The sequence below is a fragment of the Streptomyces sp. BI87 genome (assembly GCF_025957665.1).
Classification (GTDB): Bacteria; Actinomycetota; Actinomycetes; order Streptomycetales; family Streptomycetaceae; genus Streptomyces; species Streptomyces albidoflavus.
This window is the reverse complement of the sequence record NZ_CP110079.1, coordinates 1-25,786: the sequence shown is the minus strand read 5'-3', so window position 1 is coordinate 25,786 and position 25,786 is coordinate 1. Positions and strand designations below refer to the sequence as shown.

Annotated in this window: 20 protein-coding genes; 19 read left to right on the top strand and 1 reads right to left on the bottom strand. The window is 72.6% G+C overall.

Annotated features, from left to right (window positions below; all coding sequences use genetic code 11):
- Nucleotides 1-81: 81 nt before the first annotated feature.
- Both OIM89_RS00100 and OIM89_RS00095 read left to right on the top strand, forming a co-directional pair.
- Nucleotides 82-1,755 (top strand): sensor histidine kinase, encoded by a 1,674-nt coding sequence (locus OIM89_RS00100; RefSeq protein WP_030697451.1) that lies wholly within the window; start codon nucleotides 82-84, stop codon nucleotides 1,753-1,755.
- 98 nt (nucleotides 1,756-1,853) lie between these two features.
- On the top strand, nucleotides 1,854-2,507 hold the full coding sequence (locus tag OIM89_RS00095; protein ID WP_030697450.1) for a response regulator transcription factor: 654 nt from the start codon (nucleotides 1,854-1,856) through the stop codon (nucleotides 2,505-2,507).
- Nucleotides 2,508-2,525: 18 nt separating this feature from the next.
- Here the strand turns inward: OIM89_RS00095 and OIM89_RS00090 are convergent, their stop codons facing one another.
- The gene (locus OIM89_RS00090) at nucleotides 2,526-3,107 is read right to left on the bottom strand and encodes a TetR/AcrR family transcriptional regulator (RefSeq protein ID WP_030697449.1); all 582 of its coding nucleotides are present in this window, start codon (nucleotides 3,105-3,107) and stop codon (nucleotides 2,526-2,528) included.
- Between the two features lie 187 nt (nucleotides 3,108-3,294).
- Here OIM89_RS00090 and OIM89_RS00085 point away from each other — a divergent pair, with 187 nt between their 5' ends.
- From OIM89_RS00085 to OIM89_RS00005, 17 genes are all read left to right on the top strand, one after another.
- Nucleotides 3,295-3,873, top strand: a complete 579-nt coding sequence (locus tag OIM89_RS00085; protein WP_195729938.1) for a (2Fe-2S)-binding protein — start codon at nucleotides 3,295-3,297, stop codon at nucleotides 3,871-3,873.
- Nucleotides 3,870-4,862 (top strand): FAD binding domain-containing protein, encoded by a 993-nt coding sequence (locus OIM89_RS00080; protein ID WP_047466949.1) that lies wholly within the window; start codon nucleotides 3,870-3,872, stop codon nucleotides 4,860-4,862. Before OIM89_RS00085 ends, OIM89_RS00080 begins: the two co-directional genes overlap by 4 nt.
- Nucleotides 4,859-7,000 carry a xanthine dehydrogenase family protein molybdopterin-binding subunit gene (locus tag OIM89_RS00075; RefSeq protein ID WP_047466951.1) on the top strand — a complete coding sequence of 714 codons (2,142 nt, stop codon included), beginning with the start codon at nucleotides 4,859-4,861 and terminating at the stop codon, nucleotides 6,998-7,000. The genes OIM89_RS00080 and OIM89_RS00075 overlap by 4 nt, the downstream gene beginning before the upstream one ends.
- A 415-nt stretch (nucleotides 7,001-7,415) precedes the next feature.
- A complete protein-coding gene (locus tag OIM89_RS00070) occupies nucleotides 7,416-8,096 on the top strand; it encodes a hypothetical protein (RefSeq protein ID WP_030697445.1) in 681 nt (226 codons plus the stop codon).
- Between the two features lie 94 nt (nucleotides 8,097-8,190).
- Nucleotides 8,191-8,901 carry a C39 family peptidase gene (locus tag OIM89_RS00065; protein WP_030697444.1) on the top strand — a complete coding sequence of 237 codons (711 nt, stop codon included), beginning with the start codon at nucleotides 8,191-8,193 and terminating at the stop codon, nucleotides 8,899-8,901.
- Nucleotides 8,902-9,164: 263 nt separating this feature from the next.
- On the top strand, nucleotides 9,165-10,148 hold the full coding sequence (locus OIM89_RS00060) for an Lrp/AsnC family transcriptional regulator (RefSeq protein WP_018468595.1): 984 nt from the start codon (nucleotides 9,165-9,167) through the stop codon (nucleotides 10,146-10,148).
- 205 nt (nucleotides 10,149-10,353) lie between these two features.
- On the top strand, nucleotides 10,354-11,289 hold the full coding sequence (locus OIM89_RS00055; RefSeq protein WP_264490846.1) for a polysaccharide deacetylase family protein: 936 nt from the start codon (nucleotides 10,354-10,356) through the stop codon (nucleotides 11,287-11,289).
- Complete coding sequence (locus tag OIM89_RS00050) at nucleotides 11,286-12,593, top strand: MFS transporter (protein ID WP_264490845.1); 1,308 nt, start codon at nucleotides 11,286-11,288, stop codon at nucleotides 12,591-12,593. Before OIM89_RS00055 ends, OIM89_RS00050 begins: the two co-directional genes overlap by 4 nt.
- Nucleotides 12,593-13,387 carry an SDR family NAD(P)-dependent oxidoreductase gene (locus OIM89_RS00045; protein WP_264490844.1) on the top strand — a complete coding sequence of 265 codons (795 nt, stop codon included), beginning with the start codon at nucleotides 12,593-12,595 and terminating at the stop codon, nucleotides 13,385-13,387. Before OIM89_RS00050 ends, OIM89_RS00045 begins: the two co-directional genes overlap by 1 nt.
- Nucleotides 13,384-15,591, top strand: a complete 2,208-nt coding sequence (locus OIM89_RS00040) for a 2-dehydropantoate 2-reductase (RefSeq protein WP_047466962.1) — start codon at nucleotides 13,384-13,386, stop codon at nucleotides 15,589-15,591. The genes OIM89_RS00045 and OIM89_RS00040 overlap by 4 nt, the downstream gene beginning before the upstream one ends.
- A 229-nt stretch (nucleotides 15,592-15,820) precedes the next feature.
- The gene (locus tag OIM89_RS00035; protein WP_030697439.1) at nucleotides 15,821-16,231 is read left to right on the top strand and encodes a hypothetical protein; all 411 of its coding nucleotides are present in this window, start codon (nucleotides 15,821-15,823) and stop codon (nucleotides 16,229-16,231) included.
- A gap of 181 nt (nucleotides 16,232-16,412) precedes the next feature.
- On the top strand, nucleotides 16,413-17,702 hold the full coding sequence (locus tag OIM89_RS00030; protein ID WP_264490843.1) for an ABC transporter substrate-binding protein: 1,290 nt from the start codon (nucleotides 16,413-16,415) through the stop codon (nucleotides 17,700-17,702).
- 32 nt (nucleotides 17,703-17,734) lie between these two features.
- The gene (locus OIM89_RS00025; RefSeq protein ID WP_047466966.1) at nucleotides 17,735-18,670 is read left to right on the top strand and encodes a carbohydrate ABC transporter permease; all 936 of its coding nucleotides are present in this window, start codon (nucleotides 17,735-17,737) and stop codon (nucleotides 18,668-18,670) included.
- 13 nt (nucleotides 18,671-18,683) lie between these two features.
- Nucleotides 18,684-19,511, top strand: coding sequence for a carbohydrate ABC transporter permease (locus OIM89_RS00020; protein ID WP_195729930.1), 828 nt, complete (start codon nucleotides 18,684-18,686; stop codon nucleotides 19,509-19,511).
- Entirely contained in the window at nucleotides 19,508-20,584 is a 1,077-nt protein-coding gene (locus OIM89_RS00015; protein WP_051727347.1) for a LacI family DNA-binding transcriptional regulator, read from the top strand. The genes OIM89_RS00020 and OIM89_RS00015 overlap by 4 nt, the downstream gene beginning before the upstream one ends.
- 89 nt (nucleotides 20,585-20,673) lie before the next feature.
- Nucleotides 20,674-22,608 (top strand): cellulase family glycosylhydrolase, encoded by a 1,935-nt coding sequence (locus OIM89_RS00010; RefSeq protein ID WP_264490842.1) that lies wholly within the window; start codon nucleotides 20,674-20,676, stop codon nucleotides 22,606-22,608.
- A gap of 51 nt (nucleotides 22,609-22,659) precedes the next feature.
- Nucleotides 22,660-24,978, top strand: a complete 2,319-nt coding sequence (locus tag OIM89_RS00005; protein WP_264490841.1) for a glycoside hydrolase family 3 N-terminal domain-containing protein — start codon at nucleotides 22,660-22,662, stop codon at nucleotides 24,976-24,978.
- Nucleotides 24,979-25,786 lie beyond the last annotated feature (808 nt).

Genomic DNA, 25,786 nt, shown 5'->3' with positions numbered 1-25,786 from the left:
TCCGTACACCCCGCCCCGCCGGTCAGGCCGCCCCTGGCCTCCCGGCCGGCCGCGCTGTGGCGGGCCCTGACCGCCCCCGGGATGTGGCCTCCCCGGCGCATCGCGGGGGAGGCGTCGCTCGCCCTGTTCCTGGTGCTGCTGGCGGTCGCCTTCGGCCTGCTGGGAGATCGCGGCGTGGCCGAGACCGCCGGTGTCGCGGTGGGCGTCGGGCTGCTGACACCGCTGCGCCGGGTGCTGCCCGCGACCGTGCTGCTGGCGAGCGTGGCCGGCTCCGTCGTCTTTCCGGGTTCCGGACTGCTCGTCCTGATCGCCGCCTGGTCGGCGGGGCGCCGCATCGGCGGCCTCGGCCGGGCGGCCGGTGTCTTCGCCCTCGCCTACGCCCTGTCGCTGGGACTGTCGATCGCGGGGGAGCAGTCGCTCCTGTCGCCCTCGCTCCTGCTCTTCAGCGGCCTGTGGCTGCTGGTCTCGCTCATCGTGCCCGGCCTCGCCGGACGGTACTGGTCGCAGCGCCGCACCCTGACCGACACCCTCTACGAGTACAACTCCCAGCTCATCCGCGAACGCGCGATGATAGCCGGGCACGCCAGGATTCGTGAGCGCCAGCGCATCGCGCAGGACATGCACGACAGCCTCGGCCACCAGCTCGCGCTGATCGCGGTCCACACCGGCGCCCTGGAGGTCGACCGCGAACTGACCGGACGGCAGCGCGAGGCCGTCGGGGTGCTGCGTGAGGCGTCCGTGGCCGCCATGCACGAACTACGCGACGTGGTCGGGCTGTTGAGGGACGGCACCGAGACACCTGGCATCGAGGGCACGGAGCCGGCCACAGCGCCGGACGCCGGGAGCCCCGGGGCGCCGTCGCGTGGGGTGGCAGGCATCGACAGCCTGGTGGAGACCTCCCGCAGGGCGGGGGCGACGGTGGGGCTCCGGCGCACCGGCGAGGTGCGCCCGCTCGTCCCCACCGCGGACCACGCCGCCTACCGCCTGGTCCAGGAGGGCCTGACCAACGCCCACAAGCACGCCCCGGGCGCCTCGATCACCGTCGCCCTGCGGTACGAGGAGGACTCCCTGGTCGTCGAGGTCACCAACAGCCCGGCCGCCGCGCCGGTGCCCGGCAGCGTGGCAGGCGGCGGCCAGGGCCTGACCGGGCTGGAGGAGCGGGCCCGGCTCGTCGGCGGCATGGTGCACGCGGGCCGCACGGCCGACGGCGGCTTCCGCCTGGCGGGCGTCCTCCCGTACACCTCGCAGGGCGGCAGCCACGCGACGTTCGTCGCCGCCCCCGAAGACTTTCGGGGGCAGCGTCCGGCCGGTCCCTTCGGCGAGATTGACCCCGTCATCGAAGGACAGGGTCTTCCGAAGGAGCTGGCCAAGGCAATGAGCAGGAACAAGAGGGGCAGCGGCATAGCCATCGGCTGCGGAGTGGCGGCGCTGGTCGCCCTGGTGCTGCTGGCCGCGCTGATCGTCGGCGGTGTCTTCCTCTTCCGCGAGGCCGACGACGCCATGATCGAACCGAAGCAGTACGACGCGGTGAAGGTCGGCCAGTCCGAGGCCGAGGTCCGGGAGCGGCTTCCCCACGGGAACTCCTTCCTGACCAGCGACGTGGAGAAGGGGGCACCGCCCGTCCCCGAGGGAGCCCGGTGCCTCACCCTGCTCTCCACGGAGTTCGGGACCACCTGGGACGCGGAACCGGTGTTCCGCTTCTGCTTCAAGGACGGTGTACTGGTGGAGAAGAAGTCCTTCGAGGTCGAGAGCTGAGGAACTGCGGTGGCCGGCGTCGAGGCGAACGGCACGATCGGGGATGATGGTCCGATGCGCGCGGAGACGGCGCACGGCACGGACCGTGGGGGAGAGTCGTGATCAGGGTTCTGGTGACGGATGACGAGCCGCTGATCCGGGCGGGCATCCGGATGATCCTCTCCTCGGCCGAGGACATCGAGGTCGTCGCCGAGGCGGCGGACGGCCGGGAGGCGGTCGAACTCGCCCGGACCCACCACGTCGACGTCGCCCTGCTCGACCTCCAGATGCCGGTCATGGACGGGCTGACCGCCCTGGCCGAACTCCAGCGGGCGGCGCCCCGGGTGAGGGTCCTGATCCTGACGACCTTCGGCGAACGGCAGAACGTGCTGCGCGCCCTGAGCGGCGGCAGCGCGGGCTTCCTCCTGAAGGACTCGGCGCCCGCGGAACTCATGCGGGCCGTACGCGCGGCGGCGGCCGGCGAGGCGTACCTGTCACCCGGCGCCACCCGGCACGTCGTGGACTCCCTGGCCTCCGGTGGCACCGCGCACCGCGAGGAACGGGCCCGCCGCCGGCTGGAGAAGCTGACGGAACGGGAGCTGGACGTGCTGGCCCTGCTGGGCGAGGGCCTCTCCAACGCGGACGCGGGGCAGCGCATCCACATGAGCGAGGCCACGGTCAAGGCGTACGTGAGCCGCATCCTCGCCAAGCTGGAGTGCGAGAACCGGGTGCAGGCGGCGTTGCTGGCGCGGGACGCGGGTCTCGGCGTGTGAGCGGGTTCCGGCCATCGCTCAGCGGCCGGGGGCTCCCGCGCGCAGCCCGTCCATGACGAGGTCCAGCAGGCGGGTGGCCCGTGGCTGCCAGTTCTCCTGAGGGTCGATCTGCCACAGGCCGGCGACGGCCAGGAAGAAGTCGTCCGGGGTCACCCCGGGGCGGATGGTGCCCGCCTCCTCGTTGGCGCGCAGCAGGACTCCGGCCGCGTCCATCACCGGGGTGGGGCCGGGTTTCGCGGGGGCTCCGGGGGTGCTGGTGACGAGCCGGATGGCATCCGCGAGACCGGCCTTGGTCAGGGCGAACCGGGCCAGGCGGTCCATCCACTCACGCAGCGCCTGTTCCGGTTCCCGGGTGGCGAGCAGGGTCTGCGCCGCGTCGGCGACCTGCCGCATCTCGTGGCGGTAGACCTCCAGCACGAGCGCTTCGCGGTGCGGGAAGTTGCGGTAGAAGGTGCCCTGTCCGACGCCCGCCTTCCTGGCGATCGCGCTCAGGGGGGCGTCCGCGCACCGGGTCAGTTCCACCGCGGCCACCTGGAGGATGCGCGCGCGGTTGGCCCGGGCGTCCGAACGCCGGGGAGTGCCGTTGCTCGCTCCGGGCACGCGTCCTCCTCGCGGGGTCCTGGCCGAATCCCGTCCTTGTTGAGCGGACAGCTGTCCGTTACGTTCACCGGAGTGAGCGGACACCTGTCCGGTTAGGTTCACCTTAGCGCCGCATGCCGTCGGCCGTCACCCTACGCCCGTACCCCCAGCCCTGATTCCTGTCCTCGAACACCAGAGAAGGCTGATCATGGCCCCAGAAACGTCGCCGACATCCAGCGCGATCACCCTGCACATCAACGGCGAGAAGCACCACCTCTCCGTCGACCACCGCACCACCCTCCTCGACGCCCTGCGCGAGCGCCTCGACCTCACCGGCACCAAGAAGGGCTGCGACCAGGGGCAGTGCGGCGCCTGCACGGTCCTCGTCGACCGGCGGCGCGTCGTCTCCTGCCTCACCCTCGCCGTCACCGCCCAGGACCGCGAGGTCACCACCGTCGAAGGCCTGGCCGACGGCGACGACCTCCACCCCGTCCAGCAGGCCTTCCTCGACCTCGACGGCTACCAGTGCGGCTACTGCACCCCCGGCCAGATCTGCTCCGCCATCGCCCTCATCGAGGAACACGCCGCGGGCTGGCCCAGCGCCGTCACCCCCGACGTGGACCCCGACGCCACCCCCGCACCCCTGACGCCCGAAGAGATCCGCGAACGGCTGAGCGGCAACCTGTGCCGCTGCGGCGCCTACGTCTCCATCGTCCAGGCCGTCGCCCACGCCGCCGGAACCCACGGCCGGAACCCGGCCCTCACCACCGAGGAAGGGGTTGCATGAGGGAGTTCGACTACCACCGCGCCCACGACGTCCAGCACGCTCTCGCCCTGCTCGACGCCGACCCCGACGCACGGTTCCTCGGCGGCGGCACCAACCTCGTCGACCTGATGAAGACCGGCGTCGAACGGCCCACCCGTCTCGTCGACATCCGCGAACTCCCCCTGGAAGGCATCGAGCCCACCCCCGACGGCGGCCTGCGCATCGGCGCCACCGTCACCAACAGCGACCTCGCCGCCCACCCCGGGGTCCGCCGCCACCACCCCGCACTCGCCCAGGCCGTGCTGGCCGGAGCCTCCGGGCAACTGCGCAACATGGCCACGGTCGGCGGAAACCTCCTCCAGCGCACCCGCTGCGGCTACTTCACCGATGTCAGCCGGCCCTGCAACAAGCGGGTCCCCGGCAGCGGCTGCTCCGCCGTCACCGGCGAGCACCACCAGCACGCCGTCCTCGGCGCCTCCGACCACTGTGTCGCCGTCCACCCCTCCGACATGGGCGTCGCCCTGACCGCACTGGACGCCGTCGTCGCGTACGAGACGGGGGAGGGGCCCGGAGAGACGCCGATCACCGACTTCTACCTCCCCGTCGGCGACACCCCGCACCGCGAGACCGCCCTCCCGCCGGGCGCGCTCATCACCCACCTCATCCTCCCGCCCCCGCCCGCCGGAGCCCGCTCCCGCTACCGCAAGGTCCGCGAACGCGCCTCGTACGCCTTCGCCATCGGCTCCGTCGCCGCCCGGCTCACCGTCGAGGACGGCCGCGTCGCCGAAGCCCGGCTGGCGCTGGGCGCCGTGGCCTCCCGGCCCTGGCGCGCCCACGCCGCCGAGGCCGTCCTGGCCGGAGCGCCGGCCGACGGCGCCACCTTCGCCGCGGCCGCCGACGCCGAGCTGGCGGCGGCCCGCCCGCTGCCCCGCAACGGATACAAGGTGCCCCTCATGCGCAACCTCGTCGTCTCCGTCCTGACCGAACTCGCCGAGGAGGCCACCCGGTGACGACCACCCCACCCGCCCACAGCTCCGTCGGCACCGCCCGCACCCGCGTCGAGGGCCGCGACAAGGTCACCGGCGCCGCCCGCTACGCCGCCGAGATCCCCTTCACCGGCCTGGCCCACGGCTGGCTGGTGCTGTCCACCGTCACCCGCGGCCGCATCCGCGACCTCGACACCGCCCCCGTCCTCGCCATGCCGGGCGTCCTCACCGTCCTCCACCACGGCAACGCGCCCCGGCTGCACACCGACTACGTCGGCCTGCTCGGCGTCCCGCCGGACCCCGCCGCCTGCGTCTTCCAGCACGACCGGGTGCCGTTCGCCGGCTGGCCCGTCGCCCTGGTCGTGGCCGAGACACCCGAGCAGGCCCGCGAGGCGGCCGAGGCCCTCACGGTGACGTACGAGGAGGAGCCGCACGACACCGCACTCACCGCGGACCACCCCGACACGTACGTCCCCGAGGGCGGGATGCCGGCCGAGACCTCCAAGGGTGACCTGGAGGCAGAACTCGCCGCGTCCGCCGTCGTCGTCGACGAGGAGTACACCACCCCCGAAGAACAGCACAGCATGATGGAGCCCCACGCGGCCACGGCCCGATGGGACGACGGCCGCCTGGAAGTCGTCGACTCCAACCAGGGAGCGGGCTGGGTCCAGGGCGAACTGGCCACCCTCTTCTCCCTCGACCCGGCCGCCGTCCGCGTCCGCTCCGAACACATCGGCGGCGGCTTCGGCAGCAAGGGCCTCCGCGCCCACCAGGTCAGCGCCGTCATGGCGGCCACCGCCCTGGACCGCCCGGCACGCGTGGTCATCTCCCGCCGCCAGCTCTTCTCCCTGGCCGGCTACCGCAGCCCCACCATCCAGCGCGTCCGCCTCGGCGCCGACGCGGACGGACGACTGAGGGCCCTGGAACACCGCTCCCTCAATCAGACCTCCCGGGTGTACGAGTTCGTGGAGCCCAGCGCGGGTGTGGCCCGCGTGATGTACGACGCGCCCGCCCACCGCACCGCCCACCGACTGGTACGCCTCGACGTGCCCTCGCCGACCTGGATGCGCGCGCCGGGCGAAGCCTCCGGCTCCTTCGCGATCGAGGTCGCCCTCGACGAACTGGCCGAACGCACCGGCACCGACCCGATCGAGCTGCGCCTGCGCAACGAACCCGACGCCGGCCCCGTCTCCGGACTCCCCTTCAGCAGCCGCAACCTGGCCGCCTGCTTCCACGAGGGCGCCCGCAGGTTCGGCTGGCAGGACCGCGACCCCCGCCCCGGCCTGCGCCGCGAGGGCCGCTGGCTCCTGGGTACCGGCACCGCGGCCGCCTCCTTCGGCGCGGGCGCCGCCCCCTCCACCGCACAGATCACCGCCGAGGCCGACGGCTCCTTCACCGTACGGATCGCCGCCGCCGACATCGGCACCGGCGCCCGCACCGCCCTCACCCTGATCGCGGCCGACGCCCTGGACACCACCCCCGAACACGTCCGCGTCCGGATCGGCGACAGCGACTTCGGCCCGGCGATGATCGCGGGCGGCTCCATGGGCACCCGCTCCTGGGCCTGGGCGGTCACCACCGCCGCCCGCGACCTCCGTGAACGCCTGATCCCCGGCACCGAGGTCCCCCCGGACGGCATCACGGTACGTGCCGACACCACCGCGGCCGTGGGCGAACTGAGCCAGAAGGAGCGGCACTCCTTCGGCGCCCAGTTCGCCGAGGTCGCCGTCGACACCACCACCGGCGAGATCCGGGTACGCCGCATGCTCGGCATTTTCGCCGCCGGCCGCATCGTCAACCCTCTCACCGCCCGCAACCAGCTCCTCGGCGGCATGACCTGGGGCATCTCCATGGCCCTGCACGAGGAGGCGGTCCGCGACCACCACACCGGCGCCCACTACGCCCCCGACCTCGCCGGCTACCACGTGGCCACCCACGCCGACGTCCCCCACATCGAGGCGGACTGGGTCGACGACCACGACCCGGACGACCCGGTCGGCATCAAGGGCATCGGCGAGATCGGCATCGTCGGCGCGGCGGCGGCCCTCACCAATGCCGTCTGGCACGCCACCGGCATCCGCCACCGCGACCTGCCCCTGCGCCCCGACCGCATCCTGACGGCGGCCCACGGCACGAAGGGCGAGACCACGAGGAAGTCCTGACGCCCTCGCCCCGGCACGGGAACGCCGGGTCCGGGACGAGGCCTTCCGCGGGGCCCGCTCATCGCCTCGCACAAGGCCCTCACCCGGACCCGGCGCGCCGCCGTGGGAGCCCGCGACAGTACGTGGCCGCGGCGCAGCCACCCCCGCCGCGTGCTGCAACTCGTCGCCGTTCGTGTCGAGTTGTTCCGCCGGTGGTAAGCCAGGGCTTCCGTCTCTTGTGTCGTTGTCGCCCGCGCGTCGAAGCTGGCGGGGCTGTTGCCACACGCATCCCCCCACCACCACGCGTCCGGGCAGTCGCGCCAAGCGACGGAGCGGTACGCCCCACGCGAGCACCCGGGCGCCGGTCGGCCACGACCGGGACAGCACGGGCGCACGCGCGTACCGCCGGCCCGGCGTCCTACTCCAAGGAGTGGCGTTGCGCACTTCCCCTTCCCTCTCCCCCCGCGCGGCTCTGGCGGCCGCCGCGATCGCCGCCGGCGCGGTGCTCGCCGCGCCCGGCAGTGCCCAGGCCGTGGCATCGCCCGCCGCCTCCACGGCCGCGCCCGGCCAGGGCCTGGAGTGGTTCCAGGCCCGGCACGGCCTGCCCCGGACCGGCTCGGTCGACGGCGCGACCGCGAAGGCGCTCCAGCAGGCGCCGGACGCGGAGCTGCGCCGCACCTTCCGCACAGCGCAGGACCTCGGTCCGGAAGAACTGGCCAACGCCCGCACCGTCATCGGAGTCGGCAAGGGCGCGAACATCCCCGAACAGGGCCAGGTCATCGCGCTCATGACGGCCATGCAGGAGTCGAAGTTCGTCAACTACACGGTGCCCGTCGACCACGACTCGCTCGGCATATTCCAGCAGCGCCCGAGCACCGGCTGGGGCACACCCGAGCAGATCACCGACGTCCCCACCTCGTCGAAGTCGTTCTACGGAGTCGCCCCGTTCGGCAGCAACCCCGGCCTGATCCAGATCGCCGGCTGGGAGACCATGGCGCCCGGCGACGTCTGCCAGGCCGTTCAGCGGTCGGCCTACCCGGACCGGTACGCGCAGTGGGAGGGCTTCGCCCGTGACCTGCTCGCGCGCGAGAGCCCGACGGTGCCACCGATCTTCTGACCGCGCCCCCTCCCAGCCATCCGAAGCACGACCCCCCCCACGGCCGGGCCCGGCACACGAGCCAGGCCCGGCCGGTCAGCATCAGGAGCTGCCCATGCGCAAGAGACTCGCCGCGACCGCCGTCGCCCTCGCCGCCGCCGGCTGCCTGCTCGCCCCCGGCGCCGCCCAGGCCACCGCGACCGGGCCGGGCCCCGTCGCCGTACTGGAGCACGGTTCGGCCGCCGGGACCGCCGTCGTCAGCGGCATGAACGAGCCCGGGACGCGGCTGCACGCCGACGCCGTCCGCACCAGCACGGTCCGCACCCTGGAGATCGACTACCAGGTGCAGGAGACCGGGTACTGGTGCGGCCCCGCCGCCACCCGCATCGCCCTCTCCGCCCGGCTCGCCCCGCCGAGCCAGACCGCTCTCGCCGCCGAACTCGGCACCCACACCGGGGGCACCGACCACATCAGCCAGGTCACCCGCGTCCTCAACGCCCACGTCGGCACCGGCTGGTACGAGACCAAGGAGATGCCGAACGACCCGCCGACCCAGGCCCAGAAGGACCTGCTCTGGCGGGACGTCGTCCTCGACATCGACAACAACTACCCGCTGGTCACCAACATCGTCGCCCCGCCCGGCAACCAGCCGCCCGGCTACCCGCCCGGCGAGACGATCTACCACTACTTCACCGTCATCGGCTACGACGACGTGAACCGCACCGTCCTCATCGCCGACCCCGCCTCCTTCGGCGGCAACCAGATCTACTGGCTCTCCTTCGACCAGCTCGCCTCCCTGATCCCGCCCAAGGGATACGCGGCCTGACAGCACCCGCCGGGCGGGGTCCGTCAGCGCCCCGTCCGGCGATCCGCGAGGCCCGACAGGAAAATCCCGCCTGCGCGCGGGGCGATCCTGCACCCCGGAGCCGCCTCGGGGGAGCGGGGCCGATCTGCGGAATTTCCCTCCCCGAAACCTCCCCCACGCGGAAGACCCCCTGGTCGGGCGTGGGTCGTGCAGGATTCCACCGTTGACGGGTCTCCCGGACGGTGATTAACGTCCCTGCCATGAGACCCCGCGCCCACGCAGGCATGATCGACGAGCTGGACCGCCGCGTCATCGCCGCGCTCCAGCTCAACGGCCGTGCCTCGTGGAACTCCGTCTCCCGCTGGGTGGGAGCCAGCGAGACCACCGCGCAGCGGCGCTACCAGGCGCTGCGCGAGCGGCGGCTCGTCCACGTGGTCGGCGCGGTGGAACTGGACCGCACCGGAAGCGGCTCCTCCATGCTGGTGAGGGTGCACGCCAAGCCGGGCAAGGGCCTCGAACTCGCCGAGCTGCTGGCCGCCTGCCCGGAGACACGGTTCCTCGCCGTCGTCACCGGCACGGCCGACCTGATCGTCGACTTCGTCGCCCGGGACAACGAGGAGCTGATGAGGCTGCTCTTCACCGACCTGCCCGGCGCCCACCTGATCACCAGCACCGAGTGTGTCGCCGTCATCCGCAGCTTCACCTCGGCCGCGATGTGGGACACCGGCCTGCTGCCCCCCGAGGCCGTCGCCGACCTGCGGCCCGCCACGCTCGCACCGTCGTGCGACCGTGACGACTGGGACCGGGCGCCACAAGCGCTCTCCACCCTCGAACAGGCCGTCACCGACGGCCTGGCCCAGGACGGCAGGCTGCCGGTCAGCGCCCTGGCGCGCCGGCTGGACCGCAGCGAGTCCAGCGTCTCCCGGGCGCTGGAGCGGCTCGTGGCGCGCGGAGCCCTGCACTTCCGCACGCTGGTCGAGCCCGCACTCCTCGGCTACCAGGCCGAATTCATGGTCTGGCTCTCCATCGAGCCGGACCAGCTCGACGCCGCGGGCCGGCAACTCGCCCGGCACCCCGGCACCAAGTTCCTGGCCGCCGCCACCGGCCGGTTCAACCTGGTGGGGCACATGGTCCTGCCCCGCCGTACCGATCTGTACCGCTACACCGGTGAGGTCATCGGTGCCCTGCCGGGGCTCAACGCCTCGGACGTCACCGTCCACCTCGCCACCCTGAAGGGCGCCTGGACCCGGCTGGACCAGGCCGCCTGACCCGCCCGCCGGGCGACCCCGTACGGCTGCCGCGCGCGGCCGCCGTACCCGTCCCGCACATCTGCACATCAGTACATCCGCATCCGCATCCGCGCAGCGGCACCCCCCCCCGCACCCGCGCATCGGCACGTCCGGCGTACGCCGACGGCCTCCCCAGCCGTACCCGCACACCGAGCGCACCCCCCGAGCCCCACCGGAGACCACCATGTCCACCAACGATCCGGCGACCACCACCCCGAGCTGGCAGTGGCCCGAGACCACCTGGCGCCGCCATGTCCACGCGGTCCGCGCCGGGCGCCCGCTGCGGCCGGAGCGCTGGCCGGACGGCGCCCGCGCCGCCGTCGCCCTGTCCTTCGACTCCGACCACGAGACGATCCCGCTCCGGGACGGGCAGACCAGCCCCGGCCTGCTCGCTCAGGGAGAGTACGGCGCCCGGGTCGGCGCACCACGCGTCCTGGAACTCCTCGCCCGCTTCGGCGTCCCGGCCACCTTCTTCATGCCCGCCGTCTGCGCGCTGCTCCACCCCGAGGAGGCCCGGGCCTACACCCGCGACGGCCACGAGATCGCCGTCCACGGCTGGATCCACGAACGCAACACACTGCTCACGGCCGACGACGAGAAGGAACTGGTACGCCGGGCGCTGGAGACCCTCACGGAGATCACGGGGGAGCGGCCCACCGGCATCCGCACCCCGTCCTGGGACTTCTCCGACTCGACCCTGCGAACCATCCTCGACCTCGGCTTCGCCTACGACTCCTCACTCATGGCCGACGACGAGCCTTACGAGATCCTCGCCGAGGGCAGGCCCACCGGACTCGTGGAGATCCCGGTCGACTGGATCCGCGACGACGCGCCCTACTTCACGATGGACCGCTACGGCGCCGTCCGCCCGCACAGCCGCCCCCGGGACGTGCTGGAGATCTGGCGGGACGAGTTCGACGCGGCCTACCGCTCCGGCGGCGTCTTCCAGCTCACCCTCCACCCGCACGTCATCGGCCACCGCTCGCGCCTGACCGTCCTGCGCGAACTGCTCGACCACATCTCCGCCCACCCCGGCGTCTGGTACGCCACCCACGCGGAACTGGCCCGGACCGTCCGGACCGCCCCCGCCGCCCACGAGACCCCGGAGCACACCGCATGAGCACCGAGCCCCGCACAGCCCCCGCCCCGGGTCCCGCGCACAAACTCACCGGCAAGCAGCGCAAGGCCATCGTCGCCGGGACCATCGGCAACACCGTCGAATGGGTCGACTGGGCCCTCTACTCGATCTTCGCCAAGATCATCGCCGACGAGTTCTTCCCCTCCGGCAACGAAGCCGTCGCCCTCCTCTCCACCCTGGCCGTCTTCGCCGTCGGCTTCGTCATGCGGCCCGTCGGCGCGGCCGTCCTCGGCGTCTACGCCGACCGCCACGGCCGCAAGAAGGGCATGACCCTGACGGTCGGGCTGATGGCCGGCGCCGCCTTCGTCATCGCCCTGACCCCCAGCTACGACACCATCGGCGTCGTCGCCCCGCTGGTGCTGCTCCTCGCCCGGCTGGTCCAGGGCTTCTCCGCCGGCGGCGAGTTCGGCTCCTCCTCGGCCTTCCTCGTCGAGTCCGCCGCCCGGGGCCGCCGCGCCTTCGCCGGATCGTGGCAGCAGGTCTCCGTCGCCGGCGGCGTCCTGATCGCCTCCCTGCTGGGCACGCTCACCACCTCCCTGCTCAGCGACGAGACCCTGCACTCCTGGGGATGGCGCATCGCCTTCGTCATCGGCGGACTCCTCGGCCTGGTCGGGCTCTGGCTGCGGGTCTCGGTGGAGGACACCGACTCCTTCACCCGCGCCCAGGGCTCGGGCCGCACCCGCTCCAACCTGCTGAAGGCGATGTTCGTCGAACACCCCGGCGCCGCGCTGCGGGTCGCCGGCATCACCATCGCGGGCACCCTCACCTACTACATCTGGGTCAACTACCTCCCGACGTATGCCAACCTCACCACCGGCATCCCGCTCAGCACCGCACTGCTCTCCCAGACCCTGTGCCTCGTCGTCTTCGTCGTCCTGCTGCCCTTCGTCGGCCTGCTCTCCGACCGGCTCGGCCGCAAGCCGACCATGGCCGCCTTCGCCGGCGGGTTCGTGGTGCTGGCCTGGCCGCTGCTGCACCTGCTGGACAACAGCTTCCTCAGCCTCTTCCTGGTGCAGCTCACCGGCATGCTGCTGATCCTCGGGTACTCCGCCAACTGCGCCGTCATCATGGCCGAGCAGTTCCCCGCCGAGATCCGGGCTACCGGTATCGCCCTGCCGTACGCCCTGGCCGTCGCCCTCTTCGGCGGCACCGCCCCGTACCTCACCACCTGGATGCACGAGAGCGGCCACAGCGACCTCCTGTGGCTGTACGTCGCCGGGGCGTCGCTCGTCTCCTTCCTCGTCTACGTGACGATGCCCGAGACGAAGAACAAGGAGTTCCACTGATGCGCCACGTCCTCGTCACCGGCGCGGCCGGCGGCATCGGCCGGGCGATCGCCGCGCGGTTCGCGGCGCAGGGCGCCACCCTCACCCTCGCCGACCGTGAGCGCGCCCCGCTCGACGACCTCGCCGCCCTCCCCACCGCCACCGGGGTGCTGACCGCCGACCTGACCGCCCCCGACACCCCGGCCGACCTGGTCCGCCGGGCCTGGGCCGACCAGGGACCGGTGGACGTGCTGGTCAACGCCGCCGGCGTCTACCCGTCCCTCGACATGGCCGAGCTGACCGCCCAGGCGTGGGACCGGCTCTTCGCCGTCAACCTCCGGGCCCCCGTCCTCGCCACCGCCGCTTACGCACGCCTCGCCGCCGAACGCGGCGAGGGCGGCACGGTCGTCAACATCTCCTCCGGCTCGGCCCTGCGCGCCCGTCCCGGCGGCGGCCCCTACGCCAGCTCCAAGGCCGCCCTGGAGATGGCGACCCGCGCCGCCGCCCTCGAACTGGGCGCCCACGGCATCCGGGTCAACGCCGTCAGCCCCGGATTCGTCCCGGTCGACAGCGCCTGCAACCCGGTCTCCGAGGAGTACGCCGCCGCCATCGGGGCCAACCCCCTCGGCCGGCAGGGCGCCCCCGAGGACATCGCCCGCGCGGTCTGCTGGATCGCCGGCCCCGAGGCCGCCTGGATCACCGGCGAGATCCTGCGCGTCGACGGCGGCTCCAGCACCGGCGCCCTCCACCTGCCCCGTATCTGGCCCCCCGCCACGCCCGCACCCGCCGACGCCACGAAGGGACACCCCGCATGAGCAGCACCGACACCTACACCGTGGTCGGAGGCGGGGCCATCGGCGGAACGCTCGCCTTCAGCCTCGCCCGGGCGGGCCACCCGGTCCGCCTCGTCGACACCGACGCCGCCCACGTCGCCGCCGTCCGCGAGCACGGACTGACCGTCGCCCGGGGCGAGCAGCGCGAGAGCGTACGCGTCGAGGCGGTCACCCCCGACGCGTGCGACGCCACCCTCGGCCGCGTCCTGCTGGCCGTCAAGGCCCAGGCCACCGGCGCCGCCCTCGACTGGATCGAGCCCCGGCTCGCCCCGGACGGCTGGGTCGTCTCGCTCCAGAACGGCTTCAACGAGGAACTGATCGCCCGGCGGATCGGCGCCGGACGCACCGTCGCCGCCTTCGTCAACATCTTCGCCGACGTGACCGAACCCGGCGTGATCATGGACGGCGGCGCCGGAGCCCTGGTGATCGGCGAGCGCCACGGCGCCCCCGTCTCCGGCCGCGTCCGCTCCCTCGTCGCCGACCTGCAGAGCTGGGGACCCGCCGTGGCCAGCGACAACGTCGAGGGGTACCTCTGGGCCAAGGCCGGGTTCGGCGCCATGCTGGCCGCCACCGCGCTGGCCGACGCCCCGATGGCCGAGCTGATCGACCGCCACCCCGCGACGATGGACGCCGTCGCCGCCGAGGTCCTCGCCGTCGCCGACGCGCTCGGCGTCACCCTGGAGCCGTTCGACGCCTTCGAGCCGCACGCCTTCCGCCGGGACGGGCCCGAGGAGATCCGCCGCGCCGCCACCGCCCGCCTCACCGCCTGGCTGCGCACCCAGGCCAAGGACCGCAGCGGCATCTGGCGCGACCTGGCCGTCCGCCGCCGCCCCGTAGAGGTGACCACCCACTACGCCGAGGTCTTCACCGAGGCCGAACGCCACGGCGTAGCCACCCCCGTCCTGCGCGCCGTTATCGCCCAGCTGCGCGAGCTGGAGCGTGACCCCGGCCTGATGACCGAGGCCCGCCTGGACGCTCTGGACAGGCTCGCCTCCGACAACCGGGGAGGGTTCGGCGACACGGCCGCCCCGGACCAGGAGCAGGCTGCCGCCGTACGGGCCTGGCTGACGGCCCACCGCGAGGAGATGGTCGCCGACCTGGCCGAGTACACCTCCCGGGAGAGCGCCAGCGACGACCTCGAAGCCCTCGACGCCTGCCTCGCCTGGGTGCGCCACTGGCTCGACGGCGCCCTGGGCGCCCCGGCGCACGAGGAGATACGGCCCCGCACGCAGGCCGGCGACCTCATGATCCGCCGCTACCCGGGCTCCGGCGCCCGCCCCGTCCTGCTGCTCGGCCACTACGACACGGTCTGGCCCACCGGCACCCTCGGCCAGTGGCCCTTCCGGCGCGACGGCGACCGGATCACCGGCCCCGGCGTCTTCGACATGAAGGCGGGCCTGGTCCAGGCGGTGTGGGCACTGAAGGCGCTGGACGCGCTCGGGCTGGCCCGCCCGGCCTGCACCCTCCTGCTCAATGGCGACGAGGAGACCGGCAGCCTCGCCTCCAGCGACGACCTCGTCGCCGAGGCGCGGGAGAGCCGCGCAGCCCTGGTCTTCGAGGCGGCGGCCGACGGCGCCGTCAAGACGGCCCGCAAGGGGGTCGGCCTCTTCACCGTCACCGTCACCGGCCAGGAGGCGCACGCCGGACTCGACCCGGAGGCCGGGGCCAGCGCCACCGAGGAACTGGCCCACCAGATCCTCCGCCTCGCCGGGCTGCGCGACCCCGCGGCGGGCACCTCGCTCAACGCCGGGGTGATCGAAGGCGGTACGCGCAGCAACGTGACCGCCGGCCGGGCGAGTGCCCGCCTCGACGTCCGCGTGGCCACCGCCGCCGAGCAGGAGCGGATCGGCGCCGCGCTGGCCGCACTGCGGCCCGTCGACGCGCGCACGACCGTCGAGGTCTCCGGCGGCTGGAACCGCCCCGTCTTCGAACGCACCGGCCAGGTCGCGGAGTTGGCGGGCCTCGCCCAGAGGTGCGCGGCCATGCTCGGCCTCGACCTGCGCGAGGCGGCGGTGGGCGGCGCCAGCGACGGCAACTTCGTCGTCGCCGCCGGCGTCCCCGTGCTGGACGGCATCGGGGCAGTCGGCTCCGGGGCGCACGCCCGCTCCGAGAACACCTCCGTCAACGGCATGGTGGAACGCGCCGCCCTGACGGCGACGGTCCTCACCGCCCTGGCCGGGAGCTGAGCCGACAGCTTCACCCTCCCGAGTGGATTTCATCGAGCGGGAGTTGGAGAGCGACGAATCCGCCAGGCACAGACGCCGGAGTTGGGGAAGGATGCGGGGCGTTTGCCAGGAACGCCTCTCGGCCGAGGGGATCGCCGCCGGCCGCCGAAGCCCTTTCGTTTCGGCGGAGAAGCCGGAGAACGGCGCCCCCGCGCACGGGAGGACACTCCCGCCCCGAAAGGAATGGGTCATGCGCGTCGCCCGTCCGCTCTCCCTCTTCGCCGCCCTCTCGCTCGCCCTCGCGGGTGCCGCGGGCACCGCCACCGCGGCACCCGCGGCACCCGCCCCGGCCCCCAAGGCCGTAGCCGCCGGCAGCGGCTACGCCGCCCCGACCATGCTGCACTGCAAGCTGAACGTCCGCACCGCCACCAGGTCCTCCGCGACCGTGCTCCGCACACTCCACAACCGCAACGGCAACTGCCCGGGCAAGGGCGGCCACGACTCCATCCCCTGCTGGCTGAACAAGTGCGGCGGTATCACGGCGGGCGGCAGCTACACCTGCCAGTCGGGCGGCAAGTCCTACAAGAGCTGGCTCCCCGTGAAGCACAAGGGGAAGCGCGCGTGGGTCGCGATCAAGTGCGGGACGTACGTGACTCCCTGAGCCTCGCCGGACCGGCCTGCCCCACTCCCGGTTGCCCCATGTCCCACAGGCCCCGAATGTCGGGAAATGCATCCTCCGCAACCGGGGGTTGACCGATGCGTCACGGCTCTCTAGGTTTCTCGCAACCTGCTGGTATATCGATTAACCAGCGTCGTCGCCCCTTGGTTGGAGACATCTCGCTGTGCGCTCACCTCTGAGTCGGCGCGGCTTCCTCGCCGCAGGCTCCGGCCTCGCCGCTGCCACCACCCTCCCCGCCCTGACCGGGTGTTCCTCCCTCGCCCCGGCCGATTCCGATCCGGGGACCCTCGTCGTCCACACCCAGCTCGGCACCACCGCGCCGGGATCGCCCACCTACCGGGCGCTGGTCAAGGAGTTCCACGCGGAACACCCCGGTCTGCGGATCAAGAACCTGGTCAACGGCGACGATCTCCCGCAGGTGTACGAGACCTCGCGGCTGGCCCGTAAGGAACCGGACGTCGTCATGGTCAACCTTTACGACAAGACGCTGGCCTGGACCGAGCTCGGGGCGACCCTCGACGTGAAGGGATACCTGGACGACTGGGGCCTGCGTGAGCGGGTGCTGCCCGCCGCACTGAAGGAGTGGACCGACGACGAGGGACGGCTGCGCGCCTTCCCGTACTTCGCCGCCAACTGGCCCGTTGCCTTCAACACCAGCCTGCTGGAGCGGGCCGGGATCGGTTCCGTCCCCACCACCGGCGACCAGCTCATCGGCGCGGCCCGCAAACTGCGGGCCAAGGGCATCGCCCCCGTGACCGTCGGCGGCAACGACTGGACCGGGCAGAAGCTGCTCGCCCAGATCATCCAGACCTTCCTCACCCCCGAGGAAGCCCGCAAGGTCTACGCGAGCGGCGACTTCGGCGGCCGCCGGGTCCGCGAGGGCATCGACTACTTCACCGATCTGCGGGACGCCGGTGTCTTCGCCGACAAGGCGCAAGGACTCACCTCGGACACCATGACCACGCAGTACAACACGGAGGCCGCAGCGATCCAGTCCGCGATGTCCTCCGCGCTGGCCAAGGTCCCCGAGCGGACCGCCGCGCACAGCGAGGTCGGCGGCTGGCCGCTGGCCCCGGGAGCGGCCCACGCCAAGCCCACCATCATGCGGTCGTACACCCTCATCGGCTTCTGGATCAGCCCCAACGGGGCGAAGAAGATCTCCGCGGTCGAGAAGTTCCTGCGGTTCATGTACCGGCCCGAATCGGTCTCGCGCTTCATCACCGAGAGCGGGCGGGACATGGCTCTGCGGACCGACACCGTCAGTAAGGACTTCCCCCTGGTGGCCGCCGCGCAGCGGCTCGGCGACGACGTCGGCCAGGTGCTCCTGCCCGACCTGTACGTCCCGCCGACCGCCACCCAGCCGCTGATCACGGCGACCAGCACCGCCTTCACCCGTGGCACCAGCGCGGCCACCGTGCGCTCCGCCCTCGAATCCGCCTACCGCACGGGCTGATCCCGCGCGCCCGAGTCCCGAGGGGATTCCCCATGACGTTGCTCTCCTCCGCCCCACCCGGCGCCCCCGCCACCCGGAGCGCTCCGCAGGCCCCCGGCCGCACGCCCCGCCGCAAGCAGGGCGGAGTCATCCTCGCCGTCCCGGCGCTGGCCTGGTACCTGCTCTTCATGGTCGGCCCGCTGGTCGCCATCTTCGTCATCGCCGCCCTGCACTGGCCGGGCATGCTCCAGCCGGTCTCCTTCGCCGGGCTCGGCAACGTCCGCACCGTCCTGGCCGACCCGGTCTTCGCCGACGCCCTCGTCAACACCGGCGTCCAGCTGGCCGTCGCCCTGCCCGTGATGATCGTCGGCGCCTACATGCTGGGCTACTACGTCGCCCAACGCCCGCCGGGCCACCGGTTCCTGCGCTATCTGCTCTTCATCCCCGGCCTGATCTCCACTCCCGCCAAGGCGATGGTCTTCTACGCCGTCCTGTCGCCCGACGGCCTGTTCAACGGGGCGCTGGACAAGGCCGGCCTCGGCTCGCTGACCGACGCCTGGCTCGCCTCGCCCTCCACCGCCCTCGCCTGCCTGATCGTGCTGGACGTGTGGAGCGGCATCGGCTTCACCGCCGTCCTCTTCGCCGCCCGGCTCGGCAGCGTGCCGGACGAGGTCGGGGAGGCGGCGCAGCTCGACGGGGCCGGGCACTGGCGGGCCATGTGGCGCATCCACTTTCCGATGATCCGCGACTTTGTCGGCGTCGTGACCATGCTCCAGTTCCTGTGGACCCTGTTCGGCTCCGCGCAGAACGTTCTGCTGCTCACCCAGGGCGGCCCGGGCTCCTCCTCGACGACCCTCTCCTTCCTCGTCTACCAGAAGGCGTTCATCGCGGCCGACCTCGGCTACAGCCAGACCGTGGGCGTGTTCCTCTTCCTGGCCGGCCTGGCCGGGCTGCTGACCATCCGTCGCGTCTTCCGCCAGAACTACTGATCGGAGCGGTCCCATGAAGTTCGGAAGGTCCTGGCTGCCCGCCCACCTCCTCGCCTGGCTGTACGCGGCACTGCTCCTCGTCCCCCTCTACTACCTGCTGATCTCGGCGTTCAAGACCAACGACCAGATATTCGGCTCCCCCTTCGCCCTGCCGACCTCGCTCTCCCCGCACAACTTCACCGAGGCGTTCACCTCCGCCGACCTGGGAGCCGCGGTCGTCAACTCCGTCGTGGTGACGGCGCTCGCCCTCGCACTCACCCTCGGCCTCGCGATCCCGGCGGCCTTCGCCCTCGCCCGCTCCGACGGACGGCTCGGCGCGTTCGTGGAACGCGTCTTCTCCCTCGGCTTCCTCGTGCCGACCTTCGCCGCGCTCTTCCCCACGTTCCTGCTCGCCGCCTCGACCGGCCTGTTCCACACCCGGGCCTTCATGGTGCTGTTCCTGCCCGCCACGGCGATGCCGCTGTCGGTGGTGATCCTGGTGCAGTTCATGCGGACCATTCCGCGCGAGATGGAGGAGGCGGCCCGCATGGACGGCGCCTCCACCTTCGCCGTCCTGCGCCACGTGTACACCCCGATGTGCATGCCGGGCATCGCGACGATCCTGCTGCTGAACTTCCTGACCTTCTGGAACGAGTACCTCTACTCGCTCGTCATCATCGGCCCCGACCCCGGCCTGCGCACCGTGCAGGTCGCACTGCCCACGCTCAAGTCCCTCACCGGTACCGACTACGGCATCCTGACCGCGGGCACGGTCCTCACCCTGGTCCCGGTCTGGGCGGTGTACACCGTGCTGCAGAAGCGTATGCAACAGGCACTCGTCAGTGGGGCGGTGAAGATGTGAAGGAACGTCTTGAGGGGCGACCGGGCCGAAGCGTGCCCGGCAACGGGACACGGCCGACCATCAAGGCGGTGGCCGCGGCGGCGGGAGTCTCCACCGCCACGGTCTCCCAGGCGGTCAACGACACAGGCCGGATATCGGAGGCGACCCGCCGCCGGGTCCTGGCCGCCGCAGACGAACTGGGCTGGTCGCCGAGTGCCCCGGCGACCGCGCTGCGCAGGGCCAGGACCCGGACGATCGCGCTCGTGGTGCGCCGTCCGACGGACGTTCTGGGCGCCGACCCCCACTTCAGCGAACTCATCACCGGCCTGGAGGGCCAACTGGCTCCCCGGGGCTACGGCCTGCTGCTGCACCTGGTCCCCGACATGGCCGAGGAGAGCGCACTGTACGAACGGCTCGTCGCCGAAGGCCGCATCGACGGTGCCGTCCTGACCGATGCCCGCGCCGACGACCCGCGCCCCGGGCTTCTCCAGGGCCTTGGTCTGCCCGGCGTGCTGCTCGGCGCGCCGGACCCTGCCGCACCCGTGCCCGGGGTCGGCCTCGGGCAGCAGGAGGCGGGCGTCCGGGAAGCCGTCACCCACCTGCTGAACCACGGACACCAGCGCATCGCCTACGTCGCCGGCCCCGCCGACCTCGTCCACTCCGGGCTGCGGCGCGCGGCGTTCGAGAGCGCGCTGGCCGAGGCGGGACTGCGCCCCGTGGCCGTGCGGCACACCGACTTCACCGAGGAGGCCGCCGTCACCGTCACCGCCGAACTCCTCGCCCGCCCGGACCGGCCGACCGCCCTGGTCTTCCCCAACGACTCCATGGCCGTCTGCGGGATGGGCGCCGCCCAGCGCGCCGGGCTGCGCGTCCCCGAGGACGTCTCCGTGGTCGGCTACGACAACCTGCCGCTCGGCCGGTGGCTGCACCCCCGCCTCACCACGGTGGACCAGCAGGTCCAGCGGGTCGGCGCGGCCGCCGCCCTCACCCTCCTCACCGGCTGTGGCGAAGAGGTCCCGGCCCCCTTCCTCGACGGCCGGCCCCGCCTGGTCGTCCGGGAGTCCACCGGCCTGGCCCCCGCCGGCCGGCCATGACGCCCACCTCCCGTACCCCCCGCGGGCCGCCGCGCCCCCAGCCGCACCGACCGACCGAACGTGTACACCGAGAGCATCCGAGAAGGATCATGCGACGTCACAGCGCCCAGCTCACCCATGACCACGCCGTACTGCCCTGGCTCGGCGCCAACTTCTGGTCCCGCACCGGCGGCCCCCTGATGTGGCGGGAGTACGACCCGAAGACCGTGCGCGAGGAACTGGCCGTCCTGCGCGAGCACGGGCTGACGATGACCCGCTCCTTCTTCTACTGGCCCGACTTCCACCCCGAGCCCTTCCGGATCGACGAGGAACTCTGCGACCGTTTCCGGGACTTCCTCGACGCCCACACCGAAGCGGGAATGGGAACCGTCCCGACCTTCATCGTCGGCCACATGTCCGGCGAGAACTGGGACCCGGTCTGGCGCGGGGGCCGGGACCTGTACGAGGACGTGTGGCTGGTCGGACGGCAGGCCTGGTTCGTCTCCCAGATGACCCGGCGCTTCAAGGACCACCCGGCGGTCACCGGCTGGCTGATCACCAACGAGATGCCCGGCTACGGCCGGATCTACCAGGAGAACCCGCCCTCCAGCGACGTGGTCACCGCCTGGGCCCAGTTCATGTGCGACGCCGTCCGCGCCGCGGGCGGCACCCAGCCCGTCTCGCTCGGCGACGGCGCCTGGGGCATCGAGGTCACCGGCCGCGACAACGGCTTCTCGCTCCGCGACACGGCCGAGTACGTCGATTTCGTCGGCCCGCACGTCTACCGCTCGGACACCGACAGGCCCCGCCAGCACTACCGCGCGGCCTTCGAGTGCGAACTCGCCGCCGTCACCGGCCAGCCGGTCGTCCTGGAGGAGTTCGGTCTCTCCACCGACACCGTCTCCGCGGCCAACGCCGGCATCTTCTACCGGCAGACCCTGCACAACTCCCTGCTCGGAGGTGCCACCGGCTGGATCGCCTGGAACAACACCGACTACGACGCCCTGTGGGACCGCTCGCCCTACGACCACCACCCCTTCGAGATGCACTTCGGCATCACCGACAGCGAAGGACGACCCAAGGAGCCACTGCGGGAACTCGCCGATTTCGCCGCCGTGCTGGAGCGCGTCGATTTCGCCCGCTGCCGGCGCGCCGACGCGGACGCCGCCCTGGTGGTCCCCGCTTTTCTGGAACGCGGCTACCCCTACAGCCGCCCCGCCGACCGCCCGCTGATCTTCACCTCCCTCCACCAGGGATACGTGGCGGCCCGTGGCGCCGACCTGCCCGTCGCCCTTACCCGCGAGGCCGACGGGCTGGCCGAGGACGCCGCGCTCTACCTGCTGCCCTCGACCCGCCAGTTCACCACCCGCACCCGCCGCGCCCTGGAACGCCGGGCCCGCGAAGGAGCCACGGTCTACCTTTCCTTCTGCTCGGGCGAACACCCCGGCACGCGCGGTCCGTGGTTCGACGACCTCGACGGCCTGTTCGGCGTCGAACTCCAGCTCTCCTACGGCGTCGCCGAGCCGATCGAGGACGACGTGCTGGAGATGACTTTCACCGAGGAGTTCGGGACCATCAAGGCGGGCGAGACCCTGACCTTCCCCGTCGCCGGGAACGAGGACAGCCGCGCCTACCTGCCCGTGGTCCCCAAGGGCGCCCGGGTGGTCGCCACCGACGCCCACGGCCGCCCGGCCCTGCTGCGCCACGAGACGGGTCAGGGCCGTACCGTCCTGGCGACGTACCCGCTGGAGCACATGGCGGCCCGCACCGCACGTGTCAACCCCGAGCAGACCCACCGCCTCTACGCCGCGCTCTCCGAGGTCGCCGGGGCGGCGCGCCCCGTCACGGTGGACAGCCCGTACGTCGCGGCGGACACCCTTGTGCACGAGGACGGCCGGCGCTTCGTGTGGCTGGTCAGCCAGTCCGGCACGGAGCTGACCGTCCGGCCGTCCGCCGACGGCGCCCTGTACAGCCTGGAGGGCGGCGACCCCGTGCGGGACGTGTCCCTGCCGCCGTACGGGGTGCGCGTCCTGGAGCAGCGCTGACCCTCGCCCCTCATCCTCCCCCGCCCCGCTGTGAGGTCAGGAGACCCAGCCATGGCCGACCCTCTCTACCGTGACCCTGCTGCCCCCGTCGCCGCTCGGGTACGCGACCTCCTTGCGCGGATGACCCTCACCGAGAAGGTGGGACAGGTCAACCAGCGGATGTACGGCTGGCACGCCTACGAGCGCACCCCGTCCGGGTACCGGCTCACCGAGGCGTTCCGCACCGAGGTCGCGGCGTTCGACGGGATGGGCGCGCTCTACGGCCTGCAACGCGCGGACCCCTGGTCGGGCGTGACGGCAGAAACGGGCATCGGCGCGGCGGACGGCGCCCGCGTCTCCGACACCGTCCAGCGCCACGTGGTCGAGAACACCCGGCTCGGCATCCCGGTTCTCATGGTCGAGGAGATGCCCCACGGCCACCAGGCGCTGGACGGCACCCTGTTGCCGGTGAACCTCGCCGTCGGTGCCACCTGGAATCCGGAGCTCTACGAGGAGGCCGTTGCCTTGGCCGCCGCCGAGCTACGGGCGAGGGGCGGCCACGTGGCGCTCGTGTCCGCACTCGACCTGGTGCGCGACCCACGCTGGGGGAGGACGGAGGAGTGCTTCGGCGAGGATCCGTACCTGGCGGCCCGGTTCACCGAGGCGCTGGTGCGCGGCGCGCAGGGGAGGCCGGCCGAGCGGATCGCGCCCGACCGCGCGGCCGTCGTGCTCAAGCACTTCGCGGGCCAGGGCGCGACGGTCGGCGGCCGCAACAGCGCGGCGACCGAACTGGGCATCCGGGAACTCCACGAAATCCACCTGGAGGCCGCGCTGGCGGGGGTACGGGCCGGGGCCGCCGGCGTGATGGCCGCGTACAACGAGTTCGACGGCCTGCCCTGCGCCGCCAGCCACGAACTGCTGACCGGCATCCTGCGCGAGAAGTGGGGGTTCGACGGGGTGGTGATGGCTGACGGGCTGGCCCTGGACCGCCTGGTGCGTATGGCCGGGGACCCGGTCGCGGCCGCGGCGACCGCTCTCTCGGCCGGCTGCGACCTGAGCCTGTGGGACGCCTGCTTCCCGCGCCTGGCGGAGGCGATCGACCGGGGGCTGGTCGAGGAAGGGGCGCTGGACGCCGCAGTGGGCCGCGTCCTGGCGCTGAAGTTCCGGCTCGGCCTCTTCGAGCAGCCGTACACCGGTGAGCGTCCCGCGGTCGCCGGCCTCCGCGAACTGAGCCGACGCCTCGCCCGGGAATCGGTCACACTCCTGGCCCACGACGGAACGACCCTCCCCCTGTCCGGCCCGGCGCGGATCGCGGTGCTGGGCCCGAACGCCGACTCCCTGTCGCAGCAGCTCGGCGACTACACCGCACCCCAGCGCCCCGGCGTGGGCCTCAGCCTCCTCGCGGGACTGCGGGCGGCCGCCCCAGCAGGCACCGACATCACCTACGCCCACGGCTGCGATCTCGTCGGCGCGGACCGGTCGGCCCTCCCGGAGGCGGTGGCCCGCGCAGCCGAGGCGGACGTCGCGGTCCTCGTACTCGGAGGGTCGAGCGCCCGGGCAGCCGAGACGCACTTCGACGCCAACGGCGCCGCCCAGGTCACCGGAGACCCCGACGGCATGACCTGCGGCGAAGGCATGGACCTGGCCGAACTGGCGCTCCCAGAAGGCCAGTCGGCGCTCCTCGACGCGATCACGGCCACCGGCGTACCCGTGGTGGTCGTCCTGGTCCAGGGTCGCCCGCACGCCTTGCCCGATCTGGCCGGACGGGCGTCAGCGCTGCTCACCGCCTGGTACCCGGGCCCCTGGGGCGGCCAGGCAGTGGCCGACGTACTGCTCGGCACATCGGAACCCACCGGCCGGCTCCCCGTGTCGGTCCCCCGCTCCGCCGCCCAACTGCCCGTCTTCTACAACGCGAAGGACCACGGCTACCGCGGCTACGTCGACCAGCCGGCCACCGCCCGCCACCCCTTCGGCCACGGCCTCTCCTACACCACGGTCGAGTACGGCGCGCCCCACCTCACCCGCCCGGCCGCCACGCTCGCGGATTTCGACGAGGCGCACGGTGGGCCACCGCTGGTGTGCTCGGTCGAGGTACGCAACACCGGCGACCGGCCGGTGCGCGAGACGGTCCAGCTCTACGTCCGCCGCGTGCTCGGCGGCACCTCCTGGCCCCGGGTACGCGAACTGCGAGGCTTCCGCCACACCGAGCTCGCCCCCGGAGAGACGGCCGAGATCTCCTTCACCATCGACGCCCGGACGCTCGCCTCGGTCTCCCGCTCAGGCGAACGAGAGGTGGAGCCAGGCAAGTTTGCCATCGAGACCGGCCCCTCCTCCACCCGAACCCAGGCCACCCGGTTCACCGTCCTCCCGTCACCCACCACCCGGGCCTGACCCGACGTCACCGCTGCCTACGAGGCAGGACGGTGCACGTGTCCGTGGTGGAAGAGGCCGCGACTCACAAGCGGATCCGCATGGCAGCTGACTTCCCCATGGCCCTGACCAGAACAGCTGCGACCGCCACCGGGGCCTGGACGGGAGGCATGCTCGAACACAAGGCTGCTGTTGGCGGTAGATACCGTCGGAGGCGGGAACCGATCCTTGGGGTGGGGTATATTTGATCTTGAGGTTGCCAGGCCGTTCCGGCCTTACGGCATCCGTGCGTTGGTGGTCCAAGGAAAGACGCCCCGCTTCCTGCGGGGAGATGCAGGTGCAAGGCCTGCCCAGCGCTCTGCGAAGGATGGGGCTCGTTCCTGTAGTTGCAGGAACGAGCCCCATCTCTATGTACGGGAGCGGCCGGCGCACTCTCTGGTCGGAGTCAACCCACCCAGAGCGGGGGAGTAGCTGGCGGCCCCCAACTGTACATTCTGCATCATCAAACAACACAGGCGGATCGTGAGGCCAGGCCCGCACTAGCGAAGCGACTGAGCTCCGCCTGCTTTTCTGGAGCGCAGCGGAGGAAAATCCCTCGCACAGCGAGGAGCAGGGAGCGCAGCGACCCCGTGTTCGAGTGGGCAGCCGGAGCGCAGCGACCGGTTCTCGGAGCGCAGCGTAGAGAAGCCCCCGCGGACCGGAGAGGGAGCGCAGCGACCGTGCTCCTTTAGCACCCGGAGCGCAGCGGAGGGTGCTCCCCGCGCAGCGGGGGAGGGGCGCAGCGACCGGTTCACTTGCACAGCGCGCAGCGCTGTGGGACCCGCTCCGC

What these genes read in the sequence shown, in the direction of transcription:
- OIM89_RS00080 (WP_047466949.1), top strand. Translation starts at nt 3,870, where the DNA reads ATGAGGGAGTTCGACTACCACCGCGCCCACGACGTCCAGCACGCTCTC.
- OIM89_RS00050 (WP_264490845.1), top strand. Translation starts at nt 11,286, where the DNA reads ATGAGCACCGAGCCCCGCACAGCCCCCGCCCCGGGTCCCGCGCACAAA.
- OIM89_RS00020 (WP_195729930.1), top strand. Translation starts at nt 18,684, where the DNA reads ATGAAGTTCGGAAGGTCCTGGCTGCCCGCCCACCTCCTCGCCTGGCTG.
- OIM89_RS00065 (WP_030697444.1), top strand. Translation starts at nt 8,191, where the DNA reads ATGCGCAAGAGACTCGCCGCGACCGCCGTCGCCCTCGCCGCCGCCGGC.
- OIM89_RS00005 (WP_264490841.1), top strand. Translation starts at nt 22,660, where the DNA reads ATGGCCGACCCTCTCTACCGTGACCCTGCTGCCCCCGTCGCCGCTCGG.
- OIM89_RS00040 (WP_047466962.1), top strand. Translation starts at nt 13,384, where the DNA reads ATGAGCAGCACCGACACCTACACCGTGGTCGGAGGCGGGGCCATCGGC.
- OIM89_RS00025 (WP_047466966.1), top strand. Translation starts at nt 17,735, where the DNA reads ATGACGTTGCTCTCCTCCGCCCCACCCGGCGCCCCCGCCACCCGGAGC.
- OIM89_RS00100 (WP_030697451.1), top strand. Translation starts at nt 82, where the DNA reads ATGTGGCCTCCCCGGCGCATCGCGGGGGAGGCGTCGCTCGCCCTGTTC.
- OIM89_RS00085 (WP_195729938.1), top strand. Translation starts at nt 3,295, where the DNA reads ATGGCCCCAGAAACGTCGCCGACATCCAGCGCGATCACCCTGCACATC.
- OIM89_RS00045 (WP_264490844.1), top strand. Translation starts at nt 12,593, where the DNA reads ATGCGCCACGTCCTCGTCACCGGCGCGGCCGGCGGCATCGGCCGGGCG.
- OIM89_RS00060 (WP_018468595.1), top strand. Translation starts at nt 9,165, where the DNA reads ATGATCGACGAGCTGGACCGCCGCGTCATCGCCGCGCTCCAGCTCAAC.
- OIM89_RS00035 (WP_030697439.1), top strand. Translation starts at nt 15,821, where the DNA reads ATGCGCGTCGCCCGTCCGCTCTCCCTCTTCGCCGCCCTCTCGCTCGCC.
- OIM89_RS00055 (WP_264490846.1), top strand. Translation starts at nt 10,354, where the DNA reads ATGTCCACCAACGATCCGGCGACCACCACCCCGAGCTGGCAGTGGCCC.
- OIM89_RS00010 (WP_264490842.1), top strand. Translation starts at nt 20,674, where the DNA reads ATGCGACGTCACAGCGCCCAGCTCACCCATGACCACGCCGTACTGCCC.